Source organism: Fredinandcohnia onubensis (assembly GCF_002734285.1).
Taxonomy (GTDB): domain Bacteria; phylum Bacillota; class Bacilli; order Bacillales; family Bacillaceae_L; genus Ferdinandcohnia; species Ferdinandcohnia onubensis_A.
In genome coordinates, this window is sequence record NZ_NSEA01000036.1 from 14,493 (window position 1) to 32,220 (window position 17,728).

A 17,728-nucleotide genomic window follows, 5' to 3' on the forward strand; every position below is an offset into this window, starting at 1 on the left:
TCTCCCTGTAGCAGAGAGCCGGTGGTTGGTGAAAACCGGAACAAAGATAAATGTGAATTACCTCCTTGAGCTTTCTTTGTGAACTCACTTTTAGTGAAAATTAGCAAAGAACGGACGAGCCGTTATTCGAATGAAGCGGAAGATATATATCTTCAATCAAGGGTGGTACCACGTGCAACCACGTCCCTTTTTTAGGGGCGTGGTTTTTTGTGTTTTCTACTATAACAAACAGGAGGCAAACCAAATGGAAAACTTTATCGAACAGTTAACAGACGAACAAAAAATAGAACTGGAAAGACAATTTGCTATTTACACAAATGGGGTACAAGAGGTTGTCCCGGCACATGAATTAAAACAAAAAATTGCAAAGTCCATTGTGACCAACCAACCATTAAAAGTGAAGCTCGGGCTTGATCCATCTGCGCCAGATGTTCACTTAGGACACACAGTGGTGTTAAATAAATTAAAACAATTTCAGGAAAATGGTCATGTGGTCCAGCTATTAATTGGAGACTTTACAGGAAAGATTGGGGACCCAACTGGAAAATCGGTTGCCCGAAAGCAGTTGACCGATGAAGAAGTTAAACATAATGCGAAAACATACTTTGAGCAATTTGGAAAAGTATTAGACACGGAGAAGGTTGAGCTTCATTATAATTCCAAATGGCTATCTACATTAAATTTTGAGGATATTATCAACTTAGCGGCTAGTATCACGGTTGCTCGTTTGCTTGAAAGAAATGATTTCTCTGAGCGTTTAGAGACTGGAAAGCCGATTTCTCTTCATGAATTTTTCTACCCACTTATGCAGGGCTATGACTCAGTTGAGCTTGAGAGTGACATAGAACTAGGTGGAAATGACCAGCATTTCAATGTGTTAATGGGAAGACATTTACAAGAGCATTTTGGTAAAGAGAAGCAGGTCGTGATCCTTCTTCCACTATTGGAAGGACTTGATGGCGTTGAAAAAATGTCTAAGTCAAAAGGAAATTACATTGGTGTGGATGAGGCACCTAATGATATGTATGGCAAAACAATGTCTATTCAGGATGAAATGATGGCCAAATACTTTGATTTAGTGACAGACCTTTCTTTAGAAGAAAAGAATGAAATCAAGGTTAAAATCGAAAACGGCACGTTACACCCACGTGATGCAAAAATGCTTCTTGGAAGAACAATCGTGAGAATGTATCATGGTGAGGAGGCTGCTCAGCAGGCGGAAGAACATTTTAAAACAGTCTTCCAAAAGGGTGTCATACCAGAAGACATTCCAGAAGTAACTTGGTCAGGAGAAAACAACATCTCAATTATTGATTTACTTGTTCAATTGGACTTACAAAAGTCCAAGGGAGAAGCCCGGAAAATGATCCAAAATGGTGGCGTCAAACTAAATGGCGAAAAAGTTGAAGATATTCATATAGAGCTTGAAGTAACAAACGACATGATCGTTCAAGTTGGAAAACGTAAGTTTGTAAAAATTAAAAAGTAATAAACACGGGGCGACAATCCATTGTCAGCCCCGTTTTTTTCAAGAGCGCCAAGTTAAGTCAGGGCGCTTCTCTTTTTATTTTCCAATAAACATTTGTGTCCAGTAGTTGCCGCTTGCTTGGTGGCCCACTCCAATATGAGTGAAGTTTGGACTCAAGATATTTTTACGATGTCCTTCACTGTTCATCCATGAATTTACTACAGCTTCAGGAGATGCTTGACCTTTTGCAATGTTCTCACCAGCTGTCTTGTAGGATACACCGAAATCCCTCATCATATCAAATGGAGATCCATAAGTTGGGCTAGTATGGGAGAAATAATTCTTTTGCTGCATGTCATTCGATTTTGTCTTTGCTACTTTGCTCAATGCTGTATCTGCCTTTAGGGCAGGTAAGCCATTTTTCTTACGTTGTGCATTCGTAAGGTCAATGACCTGTTTTTCAAAATTACTAATTCCAGCGGCAGGAGCTGGGGCAGGTTCAGGTTGTTGTGTAGCGGGCTCACGATTTTGTTCAACTGGCGCTGTGTCTCCTGTTGGATAATTAGGTGCAGGAGTCACATTATTTGGTGCCGGTGCTGCATTATTACCGTTACCACCTATAAAACGATTTAAATCATTTGGAATTGCGTTTGTACCGTCTGGCGTACGAACAACAATTTTTTTGTTGATAAATCGATAATACTGTTGTTCTCCTTTTGCATTTTGCACACTTGTTGTATGCGGATATTTATCACTCGACGTTGTTGTACGATAGGGGCGGTCTTGTTTAAGGATATAACCATTATTCACACTTTCAACGTTTGCTGAACGGTTATTGTCATCTGCAGCATTGTCGTTATTATTGTTACATGCGGACAATAAAAGCATTGCAGAACCAAGAATCGCGATACCTGTTTTAGTAAATCTTTGCAATGTAAATTCCTCCTTAGCATAATTCGATTTACTTTTATATTTTGCTTCTGCGGTATCGAAAGTATTGGTGGTAATTAAAGAGAATCGAATAGGCAAAAAACCCATAGTATACCTTAACGAAAGTATCAACTTCCGTTAAAATAAAGGAAGAAGCAAATACAAAACGCATGAGGTGAAAGCAATGAAAATCATTGATATTTCTCAGCCTTTAAGTCATACAACTCAAGAGTGGCCAAATGATACCCCTTTTAACTACGTTCTCACATGGTCCATAGAGGAAGCTTCATCTGTTAATGTAGGACAAATCACAACAAGTACTCATATTGGAACTCATATTGACGCACCCTTTCACTTTGACAAGGAAGGAAAAAAGGTGCATGAACTAGACCTTGACTTATATGTAGGAAAAGCAAGAGTTATTGAGGTAACAAGAAAAAAGGAAATTGAGATTGAGGATTTAAAAAAGTTTGACTTATCTGGTGTTAAACGGCTCTTAATCCGTACAAATTCGTGGCAAAATCGGAATCGATTCCCGACCGCCATTACGAGTTTAAATCCAGATATTGCATTATATTTGGCTGAAAAGGGAATTCAATTAATTGGAGTGGACACTCCGTCTGTCGATCAATTGGATAGTAAAGATTTACAGGCCCATCATCAATTACATAAGCATGGAATCAATATTCTTGAGGGGATTGTCTTAGAAAATGTTGACCCTGGGGATTATGAATTAATCGCGTTGCCACTTCCGATCGAGGGCGCTGATGGAAGTCCTGTTCGTGCCGTTTTGAAGAAGTTATAAGAAACGAAGAAAAATCCATTGTCATAAGAACAATGGATTTTTTAAAACCTCTTAATGGAGGGAAAACAATCAGTTTTAACAAGCAGCAAGTATGAGGTCATTTCGATTAACAAGCTCTACCTTAAATAGTAATTCCATTTGTTTGATCTCATACATTCCATTTTCATAAACGTACAGAACTTCATACAAATCGTTTTTATACACGACTTTATCACCCAATTTCATGGAATACTACCTCCTAATTTAATGCTTATCCCAAGTGTAATATATAAAAATTCCAACTTCTATACACCTTTAGTTATATTCAAGTAGATAAAAATGCCGATTTTCATATGAATAATCGAAATATTTGATGTAAAACAACTTTAAAAGTGGTATAGACAACTACACAGCCAGGTGCTAAAATGAGTTGCGGTACGTAATCTGACTATCCTTTGGTTACACTAACGTGTAAGCGTTAACGATTTTGAAATTATACTTGAAATATTGACCTAGATAAAACCAGAGAATAGAAGGAAATACAAAAAAATAGGAGGAATTCATCATGATGAAATATCTACAAAAAATTGGTCGTTCTTTGATGTTACCGGTTGCAGTGTTACCAGCAGCAGCCATCTTGATGGGTATCGGTTACTGGATTGACCCTACTGGTTGGGGAGCTGACAGTGCAGTAGCTGCATTTCTAATCAAAGCAGGATCTTCAATTATTGACAATATGTCAATTCTATTTGCTGTCGGTGTTGCATTAGGTATGTCGAAGGATAAAGACGGCTCTGCTGCTTTGAGTGGTCTAGTTGCATATCTTGTTATTACTACACTACTTGGTACGAACACAGTTGCAATGCTTCAGGGGGTTGACCCAGCTGATGTAAACGCGGCATTTGGAAAAATTGGTAACCAATTTATTGGTATCATTTCTGGTCTTGTTGCAGCAGCTATGTATAATCGTTTCAGCGAGGTACAATTACCGGATGCTTTAGCATTCTTTAGTGGTAAACGTCTAGTACCAATTATGACGTCTGTAGCAATGATTGTTGCTTCGGCTATTCTTTTCTTTGTATGGCCAGTAGTTTATACAGGATTGGTATCATTCGGTAAAGGAATCAGTGATTTAGGCTCAATTGGTGCTGGGCTATACGGATTCTTTAACAGATTATTAATCCCAACTGGATTACACCATGCTCTAAACTCCGTATTCTGGTTTGATGTTGCAGGAATCAATGATATCGGTAATTTCTGGTCAGGAAAAGGGGAAAAAGGAGTTACTGGTATGTATCAAGCTGGTTACTTCCCAGTGATGATGTTTGGTTTACCAGCAGCTGCACTTGCAATGTATCACACTGCAAAAACAGCTCGAAAAAAACAAGTTGCCTCTTTAATGATGGCAGCAGGTTTCGCATCATTCTTCACAGGTGTAACAGAGCCACTTGAATTTGCATTCATGTTCGTGGCACCAGCATTATATGTTGTTCACGCAGCATTAACGGGTATTTCATTATTTATCGCATCAACATTCCAGTGGACTGCAGGTTTCGGATTCAGTGCAGGTTTAGTTGACTTTGTATTAAGTTCTAGATTACCACTTGCAAATATGCCTTATATGCTATTGTTACAAGGTCTTGTGTTCTTCGTACTATATTATTTAATCTTCCGCTTCTTAATCAAGAAGTTTGACATCAAAACTCCTGGTAGAGAAGAAGACGTTGAGGAAGGTCAAGCTACTCAAGCGGATGGAAAAACAAAATTCGCAACTATGGCCGCTCAAATCTATGAAGGTTTAGGTGGAGATGAGAACGTAACATCAGTTGATAACTGCGTAACTCGTTTACGTTTAGAAGTTAAAGACATGGACAAAGTCGATCAGCAAAAAATTAAAGCAACAGGGGTTCCTGGAATTAATATTGTTGGTAAAAACAGCATTCAAGTTATTGTCGGAACAAACGTTCAATTCGTTGCAGATGAAGTCAATAAGATTCGTAAAGAGAAATAAGAACGATAAAGAGGGCTGTCCAAGTAGGACCGCTCTTTTATTTATAGAAAAACACAATAATATTATGATAAGAGGGGAAAAGTAAGGTAAAAATAACAAAGCATTAAGTGGTATAGACAACTAGCTTTCACTCGAGATATAATGAATGAGATGAAACATAAAAGGAGTCCTTGACATGTTTATTACAAACCTAACTATATACGCAGAAGACGGAATCATCGAAAAAGGGTTTATTGAAATCGATGGGGAGAAGATTAAGAGAGTAGCGCCAATGGCGGACTTTCAAGCGTGTGATAAAGACGAAGTAATCACCTTTGATGAATCTTACTCATTAATTCCAGGTATGATTGATTTACATATTCACGGGGCAAGCGGGGCAGATGTTATGGACGCAACCCCTGATGCATTAGAAACAATGGTAACAACATTACCTAAGGAAGGTACAACAAGCTTCCTTGCAACAACGATGACGAAGTCGAAGCAAGATATTGAACATGCAATCGGCAATATTGCTGATTTTATACCGAAACAAAACACGGGTCATGCAGAAATTTTAGGAGCACATCTAGAGGGACCATTTTTATCTCCAAAAAGAGCGGGGGCACAGCACCCAGATAATATTATTAACCCCGATGTGGAACTGTTCAAACAATGGCAAACCTTATCAGGCAACAATATAAGGCTTGTTACATTGGCTCCAGAAGAACCAGGTGGACTAGAGTTAACAGCACATTTGAAAAACACAGGTGTTGTTGCTTCCATTGGTCATTCTGATGCTGTATACGATGAGGTTGAGGCTGCGATAGAAGCTGGAGTTTCTCATGCTACGCATTTATTCAACGGTATGCGTGGAATCCATCACCGTGAGCCAGGTGTAGCAGGTGCTGTTCTTTTACATGATGAAGTAAAATGTGAAATGATCGTTGACGGGATTCATATAGCGCCCAAAATGGTGAAGTTTGCCTATAAAGTGAAAGGGAGTGAAGGCTCCATTCTTGTAACCGACGCTATGCGTGCAAAATGCCTTGGTGCAGGCACGTATGACCTAGGTGGTCAAGAGGTAATCGTAAATGGCGAACGTGCCGTATTAAAAGATGGAACCTTAGCGGGAAGTATCTTAAAATTGAATGATGCAGTTCGAAACATGATGAATTTCGCAGATTGCTCTCTACAAGACATTACACAAATGACTGCGGTTAACCCAGCGAAGCAAATTAATGTGTTTGATCGCAAAGGAAGTATTAAGGCTAGTAAGGATGCAGATGTTGTGGTCGTGAATGAACAATTAGAGGTAATCATGACTTTTTGTCGTGGTAAACTTGCGTATACAAATAGGGAGGGAAAATAGATGAAAGTTGTAGCAGTTAAGAATTTTGATGAAATGAGCCAATATGCTGCGGCTATAATTTCACATCAAGTAAAAGAGAAACCAAACTCGGTATTAGGTCTTGCGACTGGAGGGACCGTAGTTGGAACGTATAAAGAGTTAATTAAGGACCATGGGCAAAATAAGACATCCTATGAGAATATTCATACTGTCAACCTCGATGAATATTTAGGGATTGAAAAGAATCATCCTAATAGTTATCACCATTTTATGATGGAGAACCTTTTTTCACAAATAAATATTAATCAAGACAATATTCATATTCCTAACGGTTTGGCAAAGGATTATGAACAAGAAAGTAAGGCGTATGAGAAGGTGATTTCAGATTTAGGTGGGGTCGATCTTCAATTGCTTGGGATCGGGGTTAATGGTCATATTGGATTTAATGAACCAGGAACACCATTCAATTCAGTAACACATGTTGTTGAGCTTGAAGAATCAACACGCCAAGCAAATTTGCGATTCTTCAATAGCATCGATGAAGTACCAACGCATGCAATTACAATGGGAATTTCCACGATAATGAAAAGCAATAAAATCCTTTTACTCGTGTCAGGGAAAGCGAAGGCAGAAATCCTTGAAAAGGTAATCAATGAAGGAATTACTGAAACGATTCCTGCAACTGTTCTAAAGAATCACCCTGACGTAACGATTATTGCGGATGAAGACGCGCTTTCATTAGTGGATGATGAAGTGAAGAGGGGCTTTGCTCATGATAAAGAAGAATTCACCCGTACCTATTTACTTTCAGATTGAGCAACATATTCGTGAAAAAATCGATAAAAAAGAGCTTAAGCCTGGTGAAATGATTCCATCTGAAAGAGAATTTGCGGAGAAATACCAAATTAGTCGAATGACTGTACGACAAGCCATTACAAATCTTGTGAATGAAGGTTACCTACAAAGGGAACGAGGAAAAGGGACCTTTGTGGCAGTGAAGAAATTTGAAAAGAATGTACGAGGATTAACGAGCTTTTCTGAGGATATGCGCTCTAGAGGGCTCGAGCCAGGGACACAAGTGTTAGATTTTATAATAATTGAAGCAGATTCACTAATTGCCTCTAAACTACAGATAGAAGATGGGGCTAAGGTTTACCAAATAGAACGTTTGCGACTAGCCGACCAGCAGCCAATTGCGTTTGAGGTTTTTTACATGTCAGAAGGTCTAGTACCTGGCTTAACAAGGGAAGTGGCAGGGCACTCTATCTATCGGTATGTAGAGAGTGAAATTGGTTTACATCTTACTTCTGGGGTCCAGGAGCTAGAGGCAACAACTGCCCAAAAACGAGAGGCGTCTGCTTTAGGCATAAAGGTAGGGGCACCTGTTCTTTACATTCAGCAAATTACATACCTAGAAGGTCAACAGCCGCTCGAATTTGTAAAATCCTATTATAGAGCTGACCGATATAAATATAAAGTCGAAATGGTTCGAACATAAATTAGGAGGTAACATCATGAAACGTTTATTAGATTGCACAGCCTCAGACTTCAAAAAAATGAACGGCCAGGACTTAAAGCAAGCCATAAAAGCTTCAGAGGGAAGAACCATTTTATCCGAAGTGATTGGTTCCTTCCAACCAATGTATCCGGCAGTGACGAACGCAGAAATGGCTTCAGCGTTTGGTGCCGATTTGTTAATCTTTAATTATTTTGATGTATTTTCTCCATTTGTAGAAGGTTTTCATGCGCAAGAGGGTGAATCAATTGTCGAAAAATTAAAGGAGTTAACAGGCAGACCCATCGGATTGAATTTAGAGCCAGTTGACCCAAATGCGATGCAACTTGAAACGATAAGCCAGCTTCCGAAAGGGCGTTTGGCGACAGAAGAATCCTTAAGAGAAGCAAAAAAGCTTGGTTTCGATTTTGTTTGTTTGACGGGTAATCCGAAAACAGGTGTTACAAATAATGAAATTGTCGTTGCCATAAAGAAGGCTCGTGAGGTATTTGGAAGTGAGGGCCTTATCATCGCTGGCAAAATGCATGGTGCAGGCGTTGCCAATGAATCAGGAAGCGGAATCATTTCAGAGACAGCTTTAGAGAGTTTTATTGAAGCAGGAGCAGACGTCATCTTAATGCCAGCACCTGGGACGGTTCCGGGAATTACTCTTGAAGCAACCGAGAAAAATGTCCGTTTTGTTCATGCAAAGGGAGCGATGGTTATGCTGACAATCGGTACGAGCCAAGAGGGTGCAGACGAAGCAACTATACGTCAAATTGCACTAACTAGTAAAATGGCCGGTGCGGATATTTACCATATTGGAGATGCCGGGTATCATGGCATAGCTGTCCCAGAAAACATTATGACCTATTCAATCGCTATTCGCGGAAAACGTCATACATATATAAGAATGGCAGCTTCCGTTAATCGTTAAAAGGAGATGAGGTTCCAAATACAATGACCGTATTTGACCTCATCTCCTTTTTTTGCGTCTTCTTTTACGAACTCTCATAATTTGCAATAAAATATAACCAATCACAGCCCCAACTGTATTCAAAATAATATCATCTATATCGAAACTACCGAGCATACTAAAAAGCTGTAGAACCTCCAGAGATGTGATCCCAATGACAAAAGCGAAGATAAATAAAAGGAAATTTGAAAGCTTTGGAAAAAGAATCGGCAACACGATTCCAAATGGTATAAAAACACCTATATTTCCGGCAATATTAATGATCCAAATGTGAATAGGAAAATGATCATAATACGTAAAGTAATTTTTAATGGTTGAAAAGGGTGTGAGATTATACCTGAATTCTCCTCCTTCTGTCCGAGAAAATGCAAAAAACATCCAATATAGAAGAAATAATGAATAAGTGATAAACACTGTACCAGCCAAAAAACGTTTCGTTGCGTGCCCCAATTGAATAAAACTCCAATCCTTAAAACTATTACCTCATCTACAATAACGCAAAAAGAGGACGATGTCACACAGGTTTTTCGTTTCTATTCTTTTTCGCTTATAATAGGATTAACTTATGAAAAGGATGTTGGAAAATGGATACGATTACAATGATTCAAATAGGTTTAGGAATTATCTTCATTATTTTAGTTTACGATACCTTTAGACCGGTAAAGGACCTCAAACATTTATCAGAAGCTGATTTTAAAGAAAAAATGAAAAAGTCAAAGGATATTGCAATCATTGATGTGAGAAACCCTTATGAATATCAAACAAATCATATTAAAGGTGCAATTAATCTCCCATTAAATAAAATTAAACGAAAGAAAGTTGAGATTCCAACCGATAAAGACATTATTTTATACTGTCAAACAGGTATACGCAGTAAACAAGCAGCCAAAGTCCTAAGAAGAAGACATAAGGACCTGCCTCTTGCACATATCAAAGGTGGCCTCTATAGCTTGAAAACAAAAGCAACACCCAGCGAGAGGAAAAAGTAACATTGGAGTCAAACCGTACCGAAAAACCATCACGTTTGACTGTACGGTTTATTTTACATATAATAGAAGAGTAGAAGACTGATAGAAGGGGTGAAGCCGTTGGGAAGTTATACCGTATTGGAGAATTAGCAAAAGAAGCAAATGTATCAAAGCGTACGATTGATTATTACACACAACTTGGTATTTTAACGCCTGAACGCTCAGACTCTAACTATCGATTCTATGGTGATGAAGCTGTGGAAACCCTTCATCTTGTAGCACAGTATAAGGAGTTAAACATCCCTTTACTTGAAATTAAGGAAAAGGTAGAGCTATTTAAAACAAATCGTGTAGAGCAAGAGAAAGTCTTGAAATACACACAGGATTTATCAAAGCGAATGGAATACCTAGAAACTGAACTTAAAGAAATAAAGCCGATGCTCGAGGGATTATCCGCAGAGCAACAAAAATCAGTATTGAATAAGATGTCTTCACAAAGCATGGCACTTGCAAAACTAATTATGGTTCTGTTTACTTGAGTTAAAGAATCATATAGTTATGAAACTTACAGAATAAAAATTCATTCTAAGAGAATAAAAAATCATTGTCATAAATACTTTATATAAACAACATTCTTTGTAATTTAATTAAAAAAATAGTAAAGAAACTAAAAATCTAAAAACTTACCTATTTAGGAGGTGTAATCCTTACTCGCCTCTCGCGTGTAAGGAAACTATTTGGAGATATTTAATTTGGTCATGGTTGCAATTTTAATTGCGTTAACTGCCTTTTTCGTAGCGTCGGAGTTTGCGATTGTAAAAGTAAGAAGCACTCGCATCGACCAGCTCGTAGCAGAAGGGAGGAAAAGCGCAACTGCTGCTAAGACTGTAATCTCAAACCTGGATGAATACCTGTCTGCATGTCAATTAGGTATAACAGTAACAGCTCTAGGACTTGGTTTTCTTGGAGAATCAACTGTGGAGGCTTTACTTCATCCATTATTCGGTATCTTAAATATACCGGATTCGTTTTCATCTGTTTTATCAATCGCATTGGCCTTCTTGACCATTACGTTTTTACATGTAGTTGTCGGGGAGCTCGCACCTAAAACAATTGCGATACAAAAAGCAGAAAGAATTACCTTGTTTTTTGCTAGACCATTAATCTTTTTCTATAAATTGATGTTTCCGTTTATTTGGGTATTAAACGGCTCTGCTCGTTTGTTAACTGGATTATTCGGCTTTAAACGAATTTCAGAACACGACATTGCCCATACCGAAGAGGAATTGAGACTTATTTTGTCTGAAAGTTATAAAAATGGTGAGATTAACCAATCTGAATATAAATATGTAAATAATATCTTTGAATTTGATGATCGTGTAGCCAAAGAAATCATGGTACCTCGTACCGAAATCATCGCGCTTGAAAACGACAAATCGGTCCAAGATATTTTAACGATTATGACGAGTGAAAAGTATACACGTTATCCGGTCGTTGACGGGGATAAGGATCATATCATTGGGTTAGTTAACCTAAAGGAACTACTAACCGATGTTGTGACAGGTACAGGTGCAGATGGGAAAACAATTGAGGATTATACGAGACCGATTATCCATGTGATCGAATCAATTCCAATTCAGGAACTATTAGCGAAAATGCAAAGAGAACGCGTACACATGGCGATTTTAATAGATGAATATGGTGGAACTTCAGGTTTGGTTACGGTTGAGGATATAATCGAAGAAATCGTTGGGGAAATTCGCGATGAATTCGATACAGATGAAAAACCAGCCGTTCAAAAAATTAACGATACGACAACCATCTTAGATGGTAAGGTCTTAATCGGGGAAGTTAACGATTTGTTTGGATTACAAATTGATGATACAGATGTAGATACGATTAGTGGTTGGATCTTAACAGAGCAAATTGATATCCACCCTGGTGACAAAATTCCATTTGGGGATTATGAATTTAGAATTATCGAAATGGATGGTCACCATATCAAATCACTCGAAATCAAAAAAATAATCCAACAAGAACATGTCTACACCATTGGCCAAAGCGCCAGTGCATTAGAATAGATGCAAAAGCCTTGACGATTTTTTCGTCAAGGCTTTTTATGTAGGCACACGTCATCATTCTTAAAATTAGGTTCAAGCCTAGACAGACACATTTCTAGACACATGTAATAAATTATAGAAATGTTATGTAATTGTTATATAATATAAAAGCGTTAATGTTAAAATAAAGGGTATACGAATTTTTAGGAGGAAGCTTAATGAAGGTAAAACTAGGCTTGCTATATGGAGGGAAATCAGCTGAACATAAGGTTTCCTTACAAACCGCATTAGCTGTAATCAAAGCATTAGATCACTCAAAATATGATATTCATCCCATTTATATATCAGAACAAGGCGAATGGATTCGTGGGAATCAATTGACAGGTCCAGTTGATGACGTAAAGAAATTAGTATTAAAAGAGGCTGGAACACCAATTTCACCTGTTTCGTTAAACGCAGAACTTTTTCCTGCGCAGCAATCAATTCAGAATGAATCAATTGACGTCGTATTTCCGTTGTTACATGGACCAAATGGTGAGGACGGAACGGTTCAGGGACTGCTTGAGCTTATGAACATCCCATACGTTGGCAATGGCGTACTTGCTTCGTCAGCAGGTATGGATAAAGTCATTATGAAAAACATCTTTGGCCAAGCTGGGCTGCTTCAAGCAAAATATGCTTCATATATTCGTAGCGAGTGGAAGCAAAATCCAGAAGAAGCGTACGCTAAAGTTGAAGAAGAACTTGGCTATCCTTGCTTTGTTAAACCAGCAAACCTTGGTTCAAGCGTTGGTATTAGCAAAGCAACAGACCGTGAAAGTCTTGAAAAAGCGTTCGAAGAAGCTTTCATGTTTGATCGTAAAGTTATTATTGAAGAGGCAATCATTGGCCGTGAAATTGAAATCGGTGTCCTTGGAAACGATAATCCTAGCTGTTCAGTTGTTGGAGAAATCGTACCGAAGAAAGATTTTTATGACTATAAAGCAAAATATGAAGATGGCGATACAGCTCTCATCATTCCTGCTGTTATTACAGATGAGCAATATGAAAATGTCAAAACAGAGGCAGTTAAAGCGTTCAAAGCACTTGATTGCTCTGGATTAGTAAGAGCGGACTTCTTCCTAACGAAAGAAGGAAAAGTCATCATTAATGAAGTAAACACAATGCCTGGATTTACACCATTCAGTATGTTCCCGTTACTTTGGCAAGAGGCTGGTGTGAGCTATCCAGAACTTATTGAAAAATTAGTTGAGCTTGCAATCGAGCGCCATAACGAAAAACAAACGATTAAATACACCATCTAAAAATCAACAGAAACACTATTCTTCCTTCTGAATAGTGTTTCTTTATGAAAGGAGAGATTTTCATGATAAAAAAGACGTTGGCACAAATCGCACAGATGGCAAACGGTGAAAAGCTTGATCCACAATTTCAAAATGTCGTAATAGAAGGTGTATCCATTGACACAAGAACGATCTCACCTGGAAATCTGTACATACCAATCATTGGCGAAACCTTTAATGGTCATCAATTTGTGGACTCGGCGATTGATAATGGTGCAGCAGCGGTCTTATGGGGTAGTGACCAGCCAAATCCACCACAGCAAATACCTGTTATTTTTGTAAAGGACACATTAGAAGCTCTTCAAACACTAGCAAAAAACTATCGTGATGAGCTTTCGATAAAAGTCGTCGGGATTACAGGAAGCAATGGAAAAACAACAACAAAAGATATGGTGACAGCTGTTTTATCAACGAATCTGCGTGTTCAAAAAACAGAAGGAAACTTCAATAATCATATCGGCTTGCCTTTAACTCTTTTACGATTAAAAGAGGATACGGAAGTTGCTGTACTTGAAATGGGAATGAGCGCTTTTGGAGAAATTGAATTCCTTACTTTATTAGCACGACCTAATGTGGCAGTTATAACCAATATTGGTGAATCCCATATGATGGATCTCGGTTCTCGTGAAGGAATTGCCAAGGCGAAGCTTGAAATTGTTGATGGGTTAGCTAAAGATGGCTTGCTTATTTATCATGGGGACGAACCACTTTTAACAGAGCGGGTTAAAGCAATGGATATCCATACGACAACCTTTGGTGAGTCAACGAAAAATGATCTGTTTCCATTAAGCATTAAACAAGAAAGTGAGGGTACCTATTTTTCCATTAATGAGCAGGAAAATAAGGAGTTTTATGTGCCCGTTTTAGGTAAACATAATGTTAATAATGCAATGGCTGCTATTGAAGTTGCTCGACATTTCGGTTTATCCTGGGACCAAATCGAAAGCGGCTTGCAACAAATAAAGATTACGAATATGAGGCTCGAGCTAATTGAAGGTGTCAACGGGACAAAACTAATTAATGATGCTTACAATGCAAGCCCACTATCCATGAAAGCTGCAATCAGCCTAGTTCATGATTTAAAGACTTCTGGTAAAAAAATAGTCGTATTGGGTGACATGCTAGAGCTTGGAGATAAAGAAAATGAATACCACGAAGAAGTGGGGCGCTTCATTCAGCCTGACAAGGTTGATTATGTATTCACATACGGTACATTAGGCGAGCATATCGCTAATGGGGCAAAAGAACATTTTCCTGAAGAACGTGTTTCAGCATTCCAAGACAAGGAAAACCTAATAGAAGCATTGCGAAACCTATTATCAGAAGAGGATATCCTTTTAGTAAAAGGTTCAAGAGGGATGAAGCTCGAAGAAGTCATTTTTGCCTTCAAAAAATAAGAAAAAGCTCGGCGTGCACCTGCCGAGCTTTTCTAGTTTATAAATGGTAGTATAATTAGAATAGTCAGTAAGATTCCCAAGGAGTAGGATAATAATTCTTTCATAAAATCTGAGTTTTCATTGAATAGCTTGTCCATTTAAAACCCTCCCAAATATGTTTCTTACTTATTAGTACGTTTGAAAACGATAAATGTTACAAAAACATTACAATTATTTCAAAAACATTTTAGAGAGGAGTAATTTTGGTGATTGGCTGTTTGTTCATACACGGTTTTACTGGGGCTCCTTATGAAGTTGAGCCACTTGCAGAGCATATCCGCCATTCAACAGATTGGGTCGTCCGAACACCAACCTTGCCCGGTCATGGCGAGAGCTTGAATTTAAAGGGAACCCATTACTCAGAATGGATTGAATATGCAGAAAAGGAGCTAGTTGAACTCCTTCATACTTGTGACCAGGTTTTTGTCATCGGTTTTTCGATGGGTGGAATCATAGCTGGTTACTTAGCAACGCGTTTTCCAATTCAAAAACTCGTCTTACTAAGTGCTGCTGCTTACTATATCAACCCAAAGCAACTTGTATCCGATATAAAACTCATGCTTCGTGATGGTCTAAACAAAAATCTTCATAAAAACAAACTCTATTTACGGTATAAAAAGAAAATAGTGGACACTCCTCTATCCGCAACAATTGAATTTCGAAAGCTTGTACGAAAGATTAGACCATTGCTTAACCAAATCAATGTGCCTACCTTAATTGTACAAGGCGAATGTGACGGGATTGTCCCAGTTAAAAGTGCGCATTACTTGAATCAAGTTATCTCATCTACGCAAAAAAGACTCCTTTTTTTACCATGTGCAAAGCATCATGTTTGTTATGGTGGGGACCAGGAAACACTATTTAAAGAGGTAGATTCATTCTTACATGAAACAACAAAAGAGTGTATATACTAATCATTGAAAATTCAGCTTTATTGCATTTCTAAAGGGGTAGTGGTAAGATTACATCTACAGTGTTAAAAAGGGCATATGTTGTTAACTCATTGGAAACGCCCTTTTATTAACTTTTTGGACGTGAACCCTGAGGGCATTACTTCCGTTATTTCACGGAAAATGTCCTTTTTTTAAGCAGAATTAGATTCTGATCTACTATAAATACTAGGCAGTTGCCTACCTACCGCGTACTTATCTTCATGTGTAGGTTTTGCGATCATGATGCAGCCTATTGTTGTATCCAGCTTAAAATCGTATTATTCGAGGCGAAAAGCCCAGTGTCTATACAGATTTCCCGTCTAAATAGTCAATTTTGTCATTGTACAAATAGATTAGTAAAAAGGAGTATGAAAAAATTGGCAGTATTTAACGAACTAGGGATTAGTCAAGACTTAATGAAATCAATCAGTAAAATGGGGTTTGAAGAGGCAACTCCGATTCAAGCACAAACGATTCCATTAGCATTAAAAGGGCATGACGTAATTGGTCAAGCTCAAACAGGAACAGGAAAAACAGCAGCATTTGGAATTCCTCTTATCGAGAACGTCGATGTAAAAGACGACAACATCCAAGGAATTGTCATTGCACCAACTCGTGAACTTGCGATTCAGGTATCAGAAGAACTTCATAAAATCGGGCACTTCAACCGCGTTCGAATTTTACCAATCTATGGTGGTCAGGATATCTCTCGCCAGATTCGTTCACTTAAGAAACACCCTCATATCATTGTTGGTACGCCAGGACGTGTAATAGACCATATTAATCGTAAAACCCTTAAGCTTCAAAATGTAAAAACAGTCGTTCTAGACGAAGCTGATGAAATGTTAAACATGGGCTTTATCGAGGATATTGAAGCGATCTTAAAAGGAGTTCCTGACGAACGTCAAACTTTGCTTTTCTCTGCAACGATGCCAGGTCCAATCCAACGCATTGCTGAACGTTTCATGAAAGACCCACAAATTGTGAAAGTAAAAGCAAAAGAAGTAACAGTGCCAAATATTCAACAATACTATCTAGAAGTTCAGGAAAAGAAAAAGTTCGATGTCCTAACTCGTTTATTAGATATCCAATCGCCAGAATTAGCGATTATCTTTGGACGTACGAAGCGTCGTGTTGATGAACTTTCAGAAGCATTAACTTTAAGAGGTTATGCGGCAGAGGGGATCCATGGTGACCTAAGTCAGGCAAAACGTATATCTGTTTTGCGCAAATTCAAAGAAGGATCTATCGAAGTACTAGTTGCGACAGATGTTGCAGCACGTGGACTAGATATTTCCGGTGTTACACATGTATATAATTTTGATATTCCACAAGATCCTGAAAGCTATGTACACCGAATTGGACGTACAGGTAGAGCAGGAAAACATGGTATGGCGATGACTTTCGTAACACCTCGAGAAATCGGCCAACTTAAAAACGTGGAAAATACAACAAAACGTAAAATGGACAAAATGAAGCCACCTACATTGGATGAGGCTTTAGAAGGGCAACAAAAGATCACGATGGAAAAAATCGTATCTACGATTGAGGCCAATAATTTATCATATTATACTCGTATCGCTGAAGAGCTTTTAGAAGAGCATGATTCAGTTTCTGTTGTTGCAGCTGCAATTAAGTTAATGACTAAAGAGCCAGATGCAACTCCAATTAAACTAACTGAGGAAGCACCTCTTCGCGTTAAGAGAGACAATCGAGATAATAACCGCGGTGGTGGACGTGACCGTGGGCGTTATAAAGGTAGTCGTGACCGCGGTCGTGGAAATGGTGGACGACAAGGTTCAGGTGGTCGTCAAGGATCAGGCGGAAATCGTTACTCTTCAAGTAGCAATCGTCGCGGCAACTTCCGTAAAAACGAAGAATAATTAATAACCAAACAGTGCACAGCTTGTGCACTGTTTTTTCTTATGTCAAATTTTCTCAAAATCATTTATACTGAAAAGGTTGGTAAGAATAATATTCCAATTGAGAAGGGTTTGT

17 protein-coding genes and 1 other annotated feature (1 of these 18 running past the window's edge) are annotated in these 17,728 nt (G+C 38.4%); of the genes, 14 read left to right on the top strand and 3 right to left on the bottom strand.

Translation table 11 applies throughout. From position 1 onward, the window contains the following. Nucleotides 1–191, top strand: a binding site (T-box leader); it begins 33 nt to the left of the window's first position. A 53-nt stretch (nt 192–244) separates the two neighbouring features. Continuing rightward, nucleotides 245–1,489, top strand: coding sequence for a tyrosine--tRNA ligase (tyrS, locus tag CKJ95_RS22760; protein WP_099355741.1), 1,245 nt, complete (start codon nt 245–247; stop codon nt 1,487–1,489). Between the two features lie 75 nt (nt 1,490–1,564). On the opposite strand, the gene CKJ95_RS22765 is transcribed toward tyrS, so the two are convergent. Next, the gene (locus tag CKJ95_RS22765; protein ID WP_099355742.1) at nt 1,565–2,401 is read right to left on the bottom strand and encodes a CAP domain-containing protein; all 837 of its coding nucleotides are present in this window, start codon (nt 2,399–2,401) and stop codon (nt 1,565–1,567) included. 172 nt (nt 2,402–2,573) lie between these two features. Between CKJ95_RS22765 and kynB the strand changes: the two genes are divergently transcribed. Further along, nucleotides 2,574–3,203 carry an arylformamidase gene (gene kynB / locus CKJ95_RS22770; RefSeq protein WP_142353972.1) on the top strand — a complete coding sequence of 210 codons (630 nt, stop codon included), beginning with the start codon at nt 2,574–2,576 and terminating at the stop codon, nt 3,201–3,203. Nucleotides 3,204–3,278: 75 nt separating this feature from the next. Here kynB and CKJ95_RS23635 read toward each other — a convergent pair whose 3' ends face one another. Then, on the bottom strand, nt 3,279–3,428 hold the full coding sequence (locus CKJ95_RS23635; protein WP_180271669.1) for a hypothetical protein: 150 nt from the start codon (nt 3,426–3,428) through the stop codon (nt 3,279–3,281). A gap of 319 nt (nt 3,429–3,747) precedes the next feature. On the opposite strand from CKJ95_RS23635, the gene nagE reads away from it, so the two are divergent. The 5 genes from nagE (at nt 3,748) to CKJ95_RS22795 (ending at nt 8,952) form a co-directional block, all read left to right on the top strand. Beyond that, the gene (gene nagE, locus CKJ95_RS22775; protein ID WP_099355744.1) at nt 3,748–5,193 is read left to right on the top strand and encodes an N-acetylglucosamine-specific PTS transporter subunit IIBC; all 1,446 of its coding nucleotides are present in this window, start codon (nt 3,748–3,750) and stop codon (nt 5,191–5,193) included. Between the two features lie 175 nt (nt 5,194–5,368). After that, on the top strand, nt 5,369–6,541 hold the full coding sequence (nagA, locus tag CKJ95_RS22780) for an N-acetylglucosamine-6-phosphate deacetylase (RefSeq protein ID WP_099355745.1): 1,173 nt from the start codon (nt 5,369–5,371) through the stop codon (nt 6,539–6,541). Further along, nucleotides 6,542–7,336, top strand: a complete 795-nt coding sequence (nagB, locus tag CKJ95_RS22785; RefSeq protein WP_099355746.1) for a glucosamine-6-phosphate deaminase — start codon at nt 6,542–6,544, stop codon at nt 7,334–7,336. It abuts the gene before it with no gap. Next, nucleotides 7,293–8,018, top strand: coding sequence for a GntR family transcriptional regulator (locus CKJ95_RS22790; protein WP_099355747.1), 726 nt, complete (start codon nt 7,293–7,295; stop codon nt 8,016–8,018). The genes nagB and CKJ95_RS22790 overlap by 44 nt, the downstream gene beginning before the upstream one ends. Nucleotides 8,019–8,034: 16 nt before the next feature. Further along, nucleotides 8,035–8,952, top strand: coding sequence for a DUF7916 family protein (locus CKJ95_RS22795; RefSeq protein WP_099355748.1), 918 nt, complete (start codon nt 8,035–8,037; stop codon nt 8,950–8,952). Between the two features lie 39 nt (nt 8,953–8,991). On the opposite strand, the gene CKJ95_RS22800 is transcribed toward CKJ95_RS22795, so the two are convergent. Beyond that, complete coding sequence (locus CKJ95_RS22800) at nt 8,992–9,441, bottom strand: VanZ family protein (protein WP_257215905.1); 450 nt, start codon at nt 9,439–9,441, stop codon at nt 8,992–8,994. 134 nt (nt 9,442–9,575) lie between these two features. Between CKJ95_RS22800 and CKJ95_RS22805 the strand changes: the two genes are divergently transcribed. The 7 genes from CKJ95_RS22805 (at nt 9,576) to CKJ95_RS22835 (ending at nt 17,613) form a co-directional block, all read left to right on the top strand. Continuing rightward, nucleotides 9,576–9,980, top strand: a complete 405-nt coding sequence (locus CKJ95_RS22805; protein WP_099355749.1) for a rhodanese-like domain-containing protein — start codon at nt 9,576–9,578, stop codon at nt 9,978–9,980. 116 nt (nt 9,981–10,096) lie between these two features. Beyond that, nucleotides 10,097–10,498: a MerR family transcriptional regulator gene (locus tag CKJ95_RS22810; protein WP_099355750.1), complete on the top strand. Its 402-nt coding sequence runs from the start codon at nt 10,097–10,099 to the stop codon at nt 10,496–10,498. Between the two features lie 219 nt (nt 10,499–10,717). Then, on the top strand, nt 10,718–12,040 hold the full coding sequence (locus CKJ95_RS22815) for a hemolysin family protein (RefSeq protein ID WP_257215909.1): 1,323 nt from the start codon (nt 10,718–10,720) through the stop codon (nt 12,038–12,040). 197 nt (nt 12,041–12,237) lie between these two features. After that, nucleotides 12,238–13,323, top strand: a complete 1,086-nt coding sequence (locus tag CKJ95_RS22820; protein ID WP_099355752.1) for a D-alanine--D-alanine ligase — start codon at nt 12,238–12,240, stop codon at nt 13,321–13,323. A 62-nt stretch (nt 13,324–13,385) separates the two neighbouring features. Beyond that, complete coding sequence (locus CKJ95_RS22825; RefSeq protein ID WP_099355753.1) at nt 13,386–14,759, top strand: UDP-N-acetylmuramoyl-tripeptide--D-alanyl-D-alanine ligase; 1,374 nt, start codon at nt 13,386–13,388, stop codon at nt 14,757–14,759. 245 nt (nt 14,760–15,004) lie between these two features. Continuing rightward, complete coding sequence (locus CKJ95_RS22830) at nt 15,005–15,712, top strand: alpha/beta hydrolase (RefSeq protein ID WP_099355754.1); 708 nt, start codon at nt 15,005–15,007, stop codon at nt 15,710–15,712. Nucleotides 15,713–16,098: 386 nt separating this feature from the next. Then, entirely contained in the window at nt 16,099–17,613 is a 1,515-nt protein-coding gene (locus CKJ95_RS22835; protein ID WP_388041506.1) for a DEAD/DEAH box helicase, read from the top strand. Nucleotides 17,614–17,728: the final 115 nt, after the last annotated feature.

Bases quoted from the DNA above. Each gene is read 5' to 3' on its own strand.
- tyrS (WP_099355741.1), top strand. From the start codon at position 245: ATGGAAAACTTTATCGAACAGTTAACAGACGAACAAAAAATAGAACTG.
- CKJ95_RS23635 (WP_180271669.1), bottom strand. From the start codon at position 3,428: ATGAAATTGGGTGATAAAGTCGTGTATAAAAACGATTTGTATGAAGTT.
- nagE (WP_099355744.1), top strand. From the start codon at position 3,748: ATGATGAAATATCTACAAAAAATTGGTCGTTCTTTGATGTTACCGGTT.
- nagA (WP_099355745.1), top strand. From the start codon at position 5,369: ATGTTTATTACAAACCTAACTATATACGCAGAAGACGGAATCATCGAA.
- nagB (WP_099355746.1), top strand. From the start codon at position 6,542: ATGAAAGTTGTAGCAGTTAAGAATTTTGATGAAATGAGCCAATATGCT.
- CKJ95_RS22790 (WP_099355747.1), top strand. From the start codon at position 7,293: ATGATAAAGAAGAATTCACCCGTACCTATTTACTTTCAGATTGAGCAA.
- CKJ95_RS22795 (WP_099355748.1), top strand. From the start codon at position 8,035: ATGAAACGTTTATTAGATTGCACAGCCTCAGACTTCAAAAAAATGAAC.
- CKJ95_RS22805 (WP_099355749.1), top strand. From the start codon at position 9,576: ATGGATACGATTACAATGATTCAAATAGGTTTAGGAATTATCTTCATT.
- CKJ95_RS22815 (WP_257215909.1), top strand. From the start codon at position 10,718: ATGGTTGCAATTTTAATTGCGTTAACTGCCTTTTTCGTAGCGTCGGAG.
- CKJ95_RS22820 (WP_099355752.1), top strand. From the start codon at position 12,238: ATGAAGGTAAAACTAGGCTTGCTATATGGAGGGAAATCAGCTGAACAT.
- CKJ95_RS22825 (WP_099355753.1), top strand. From the start codon at position 13,386: ATGATAAAAAAGACGTTGGCACAAATCGCACAGATGGCAAACGGTGAA.
- CKJ95_RS22835 (WP_388041506.1), top strand. From the start codon at position 16,099: ATGAAAAAATTGGCAGTATTTAACGAACTAGGGATTAGTCAAGACTTA.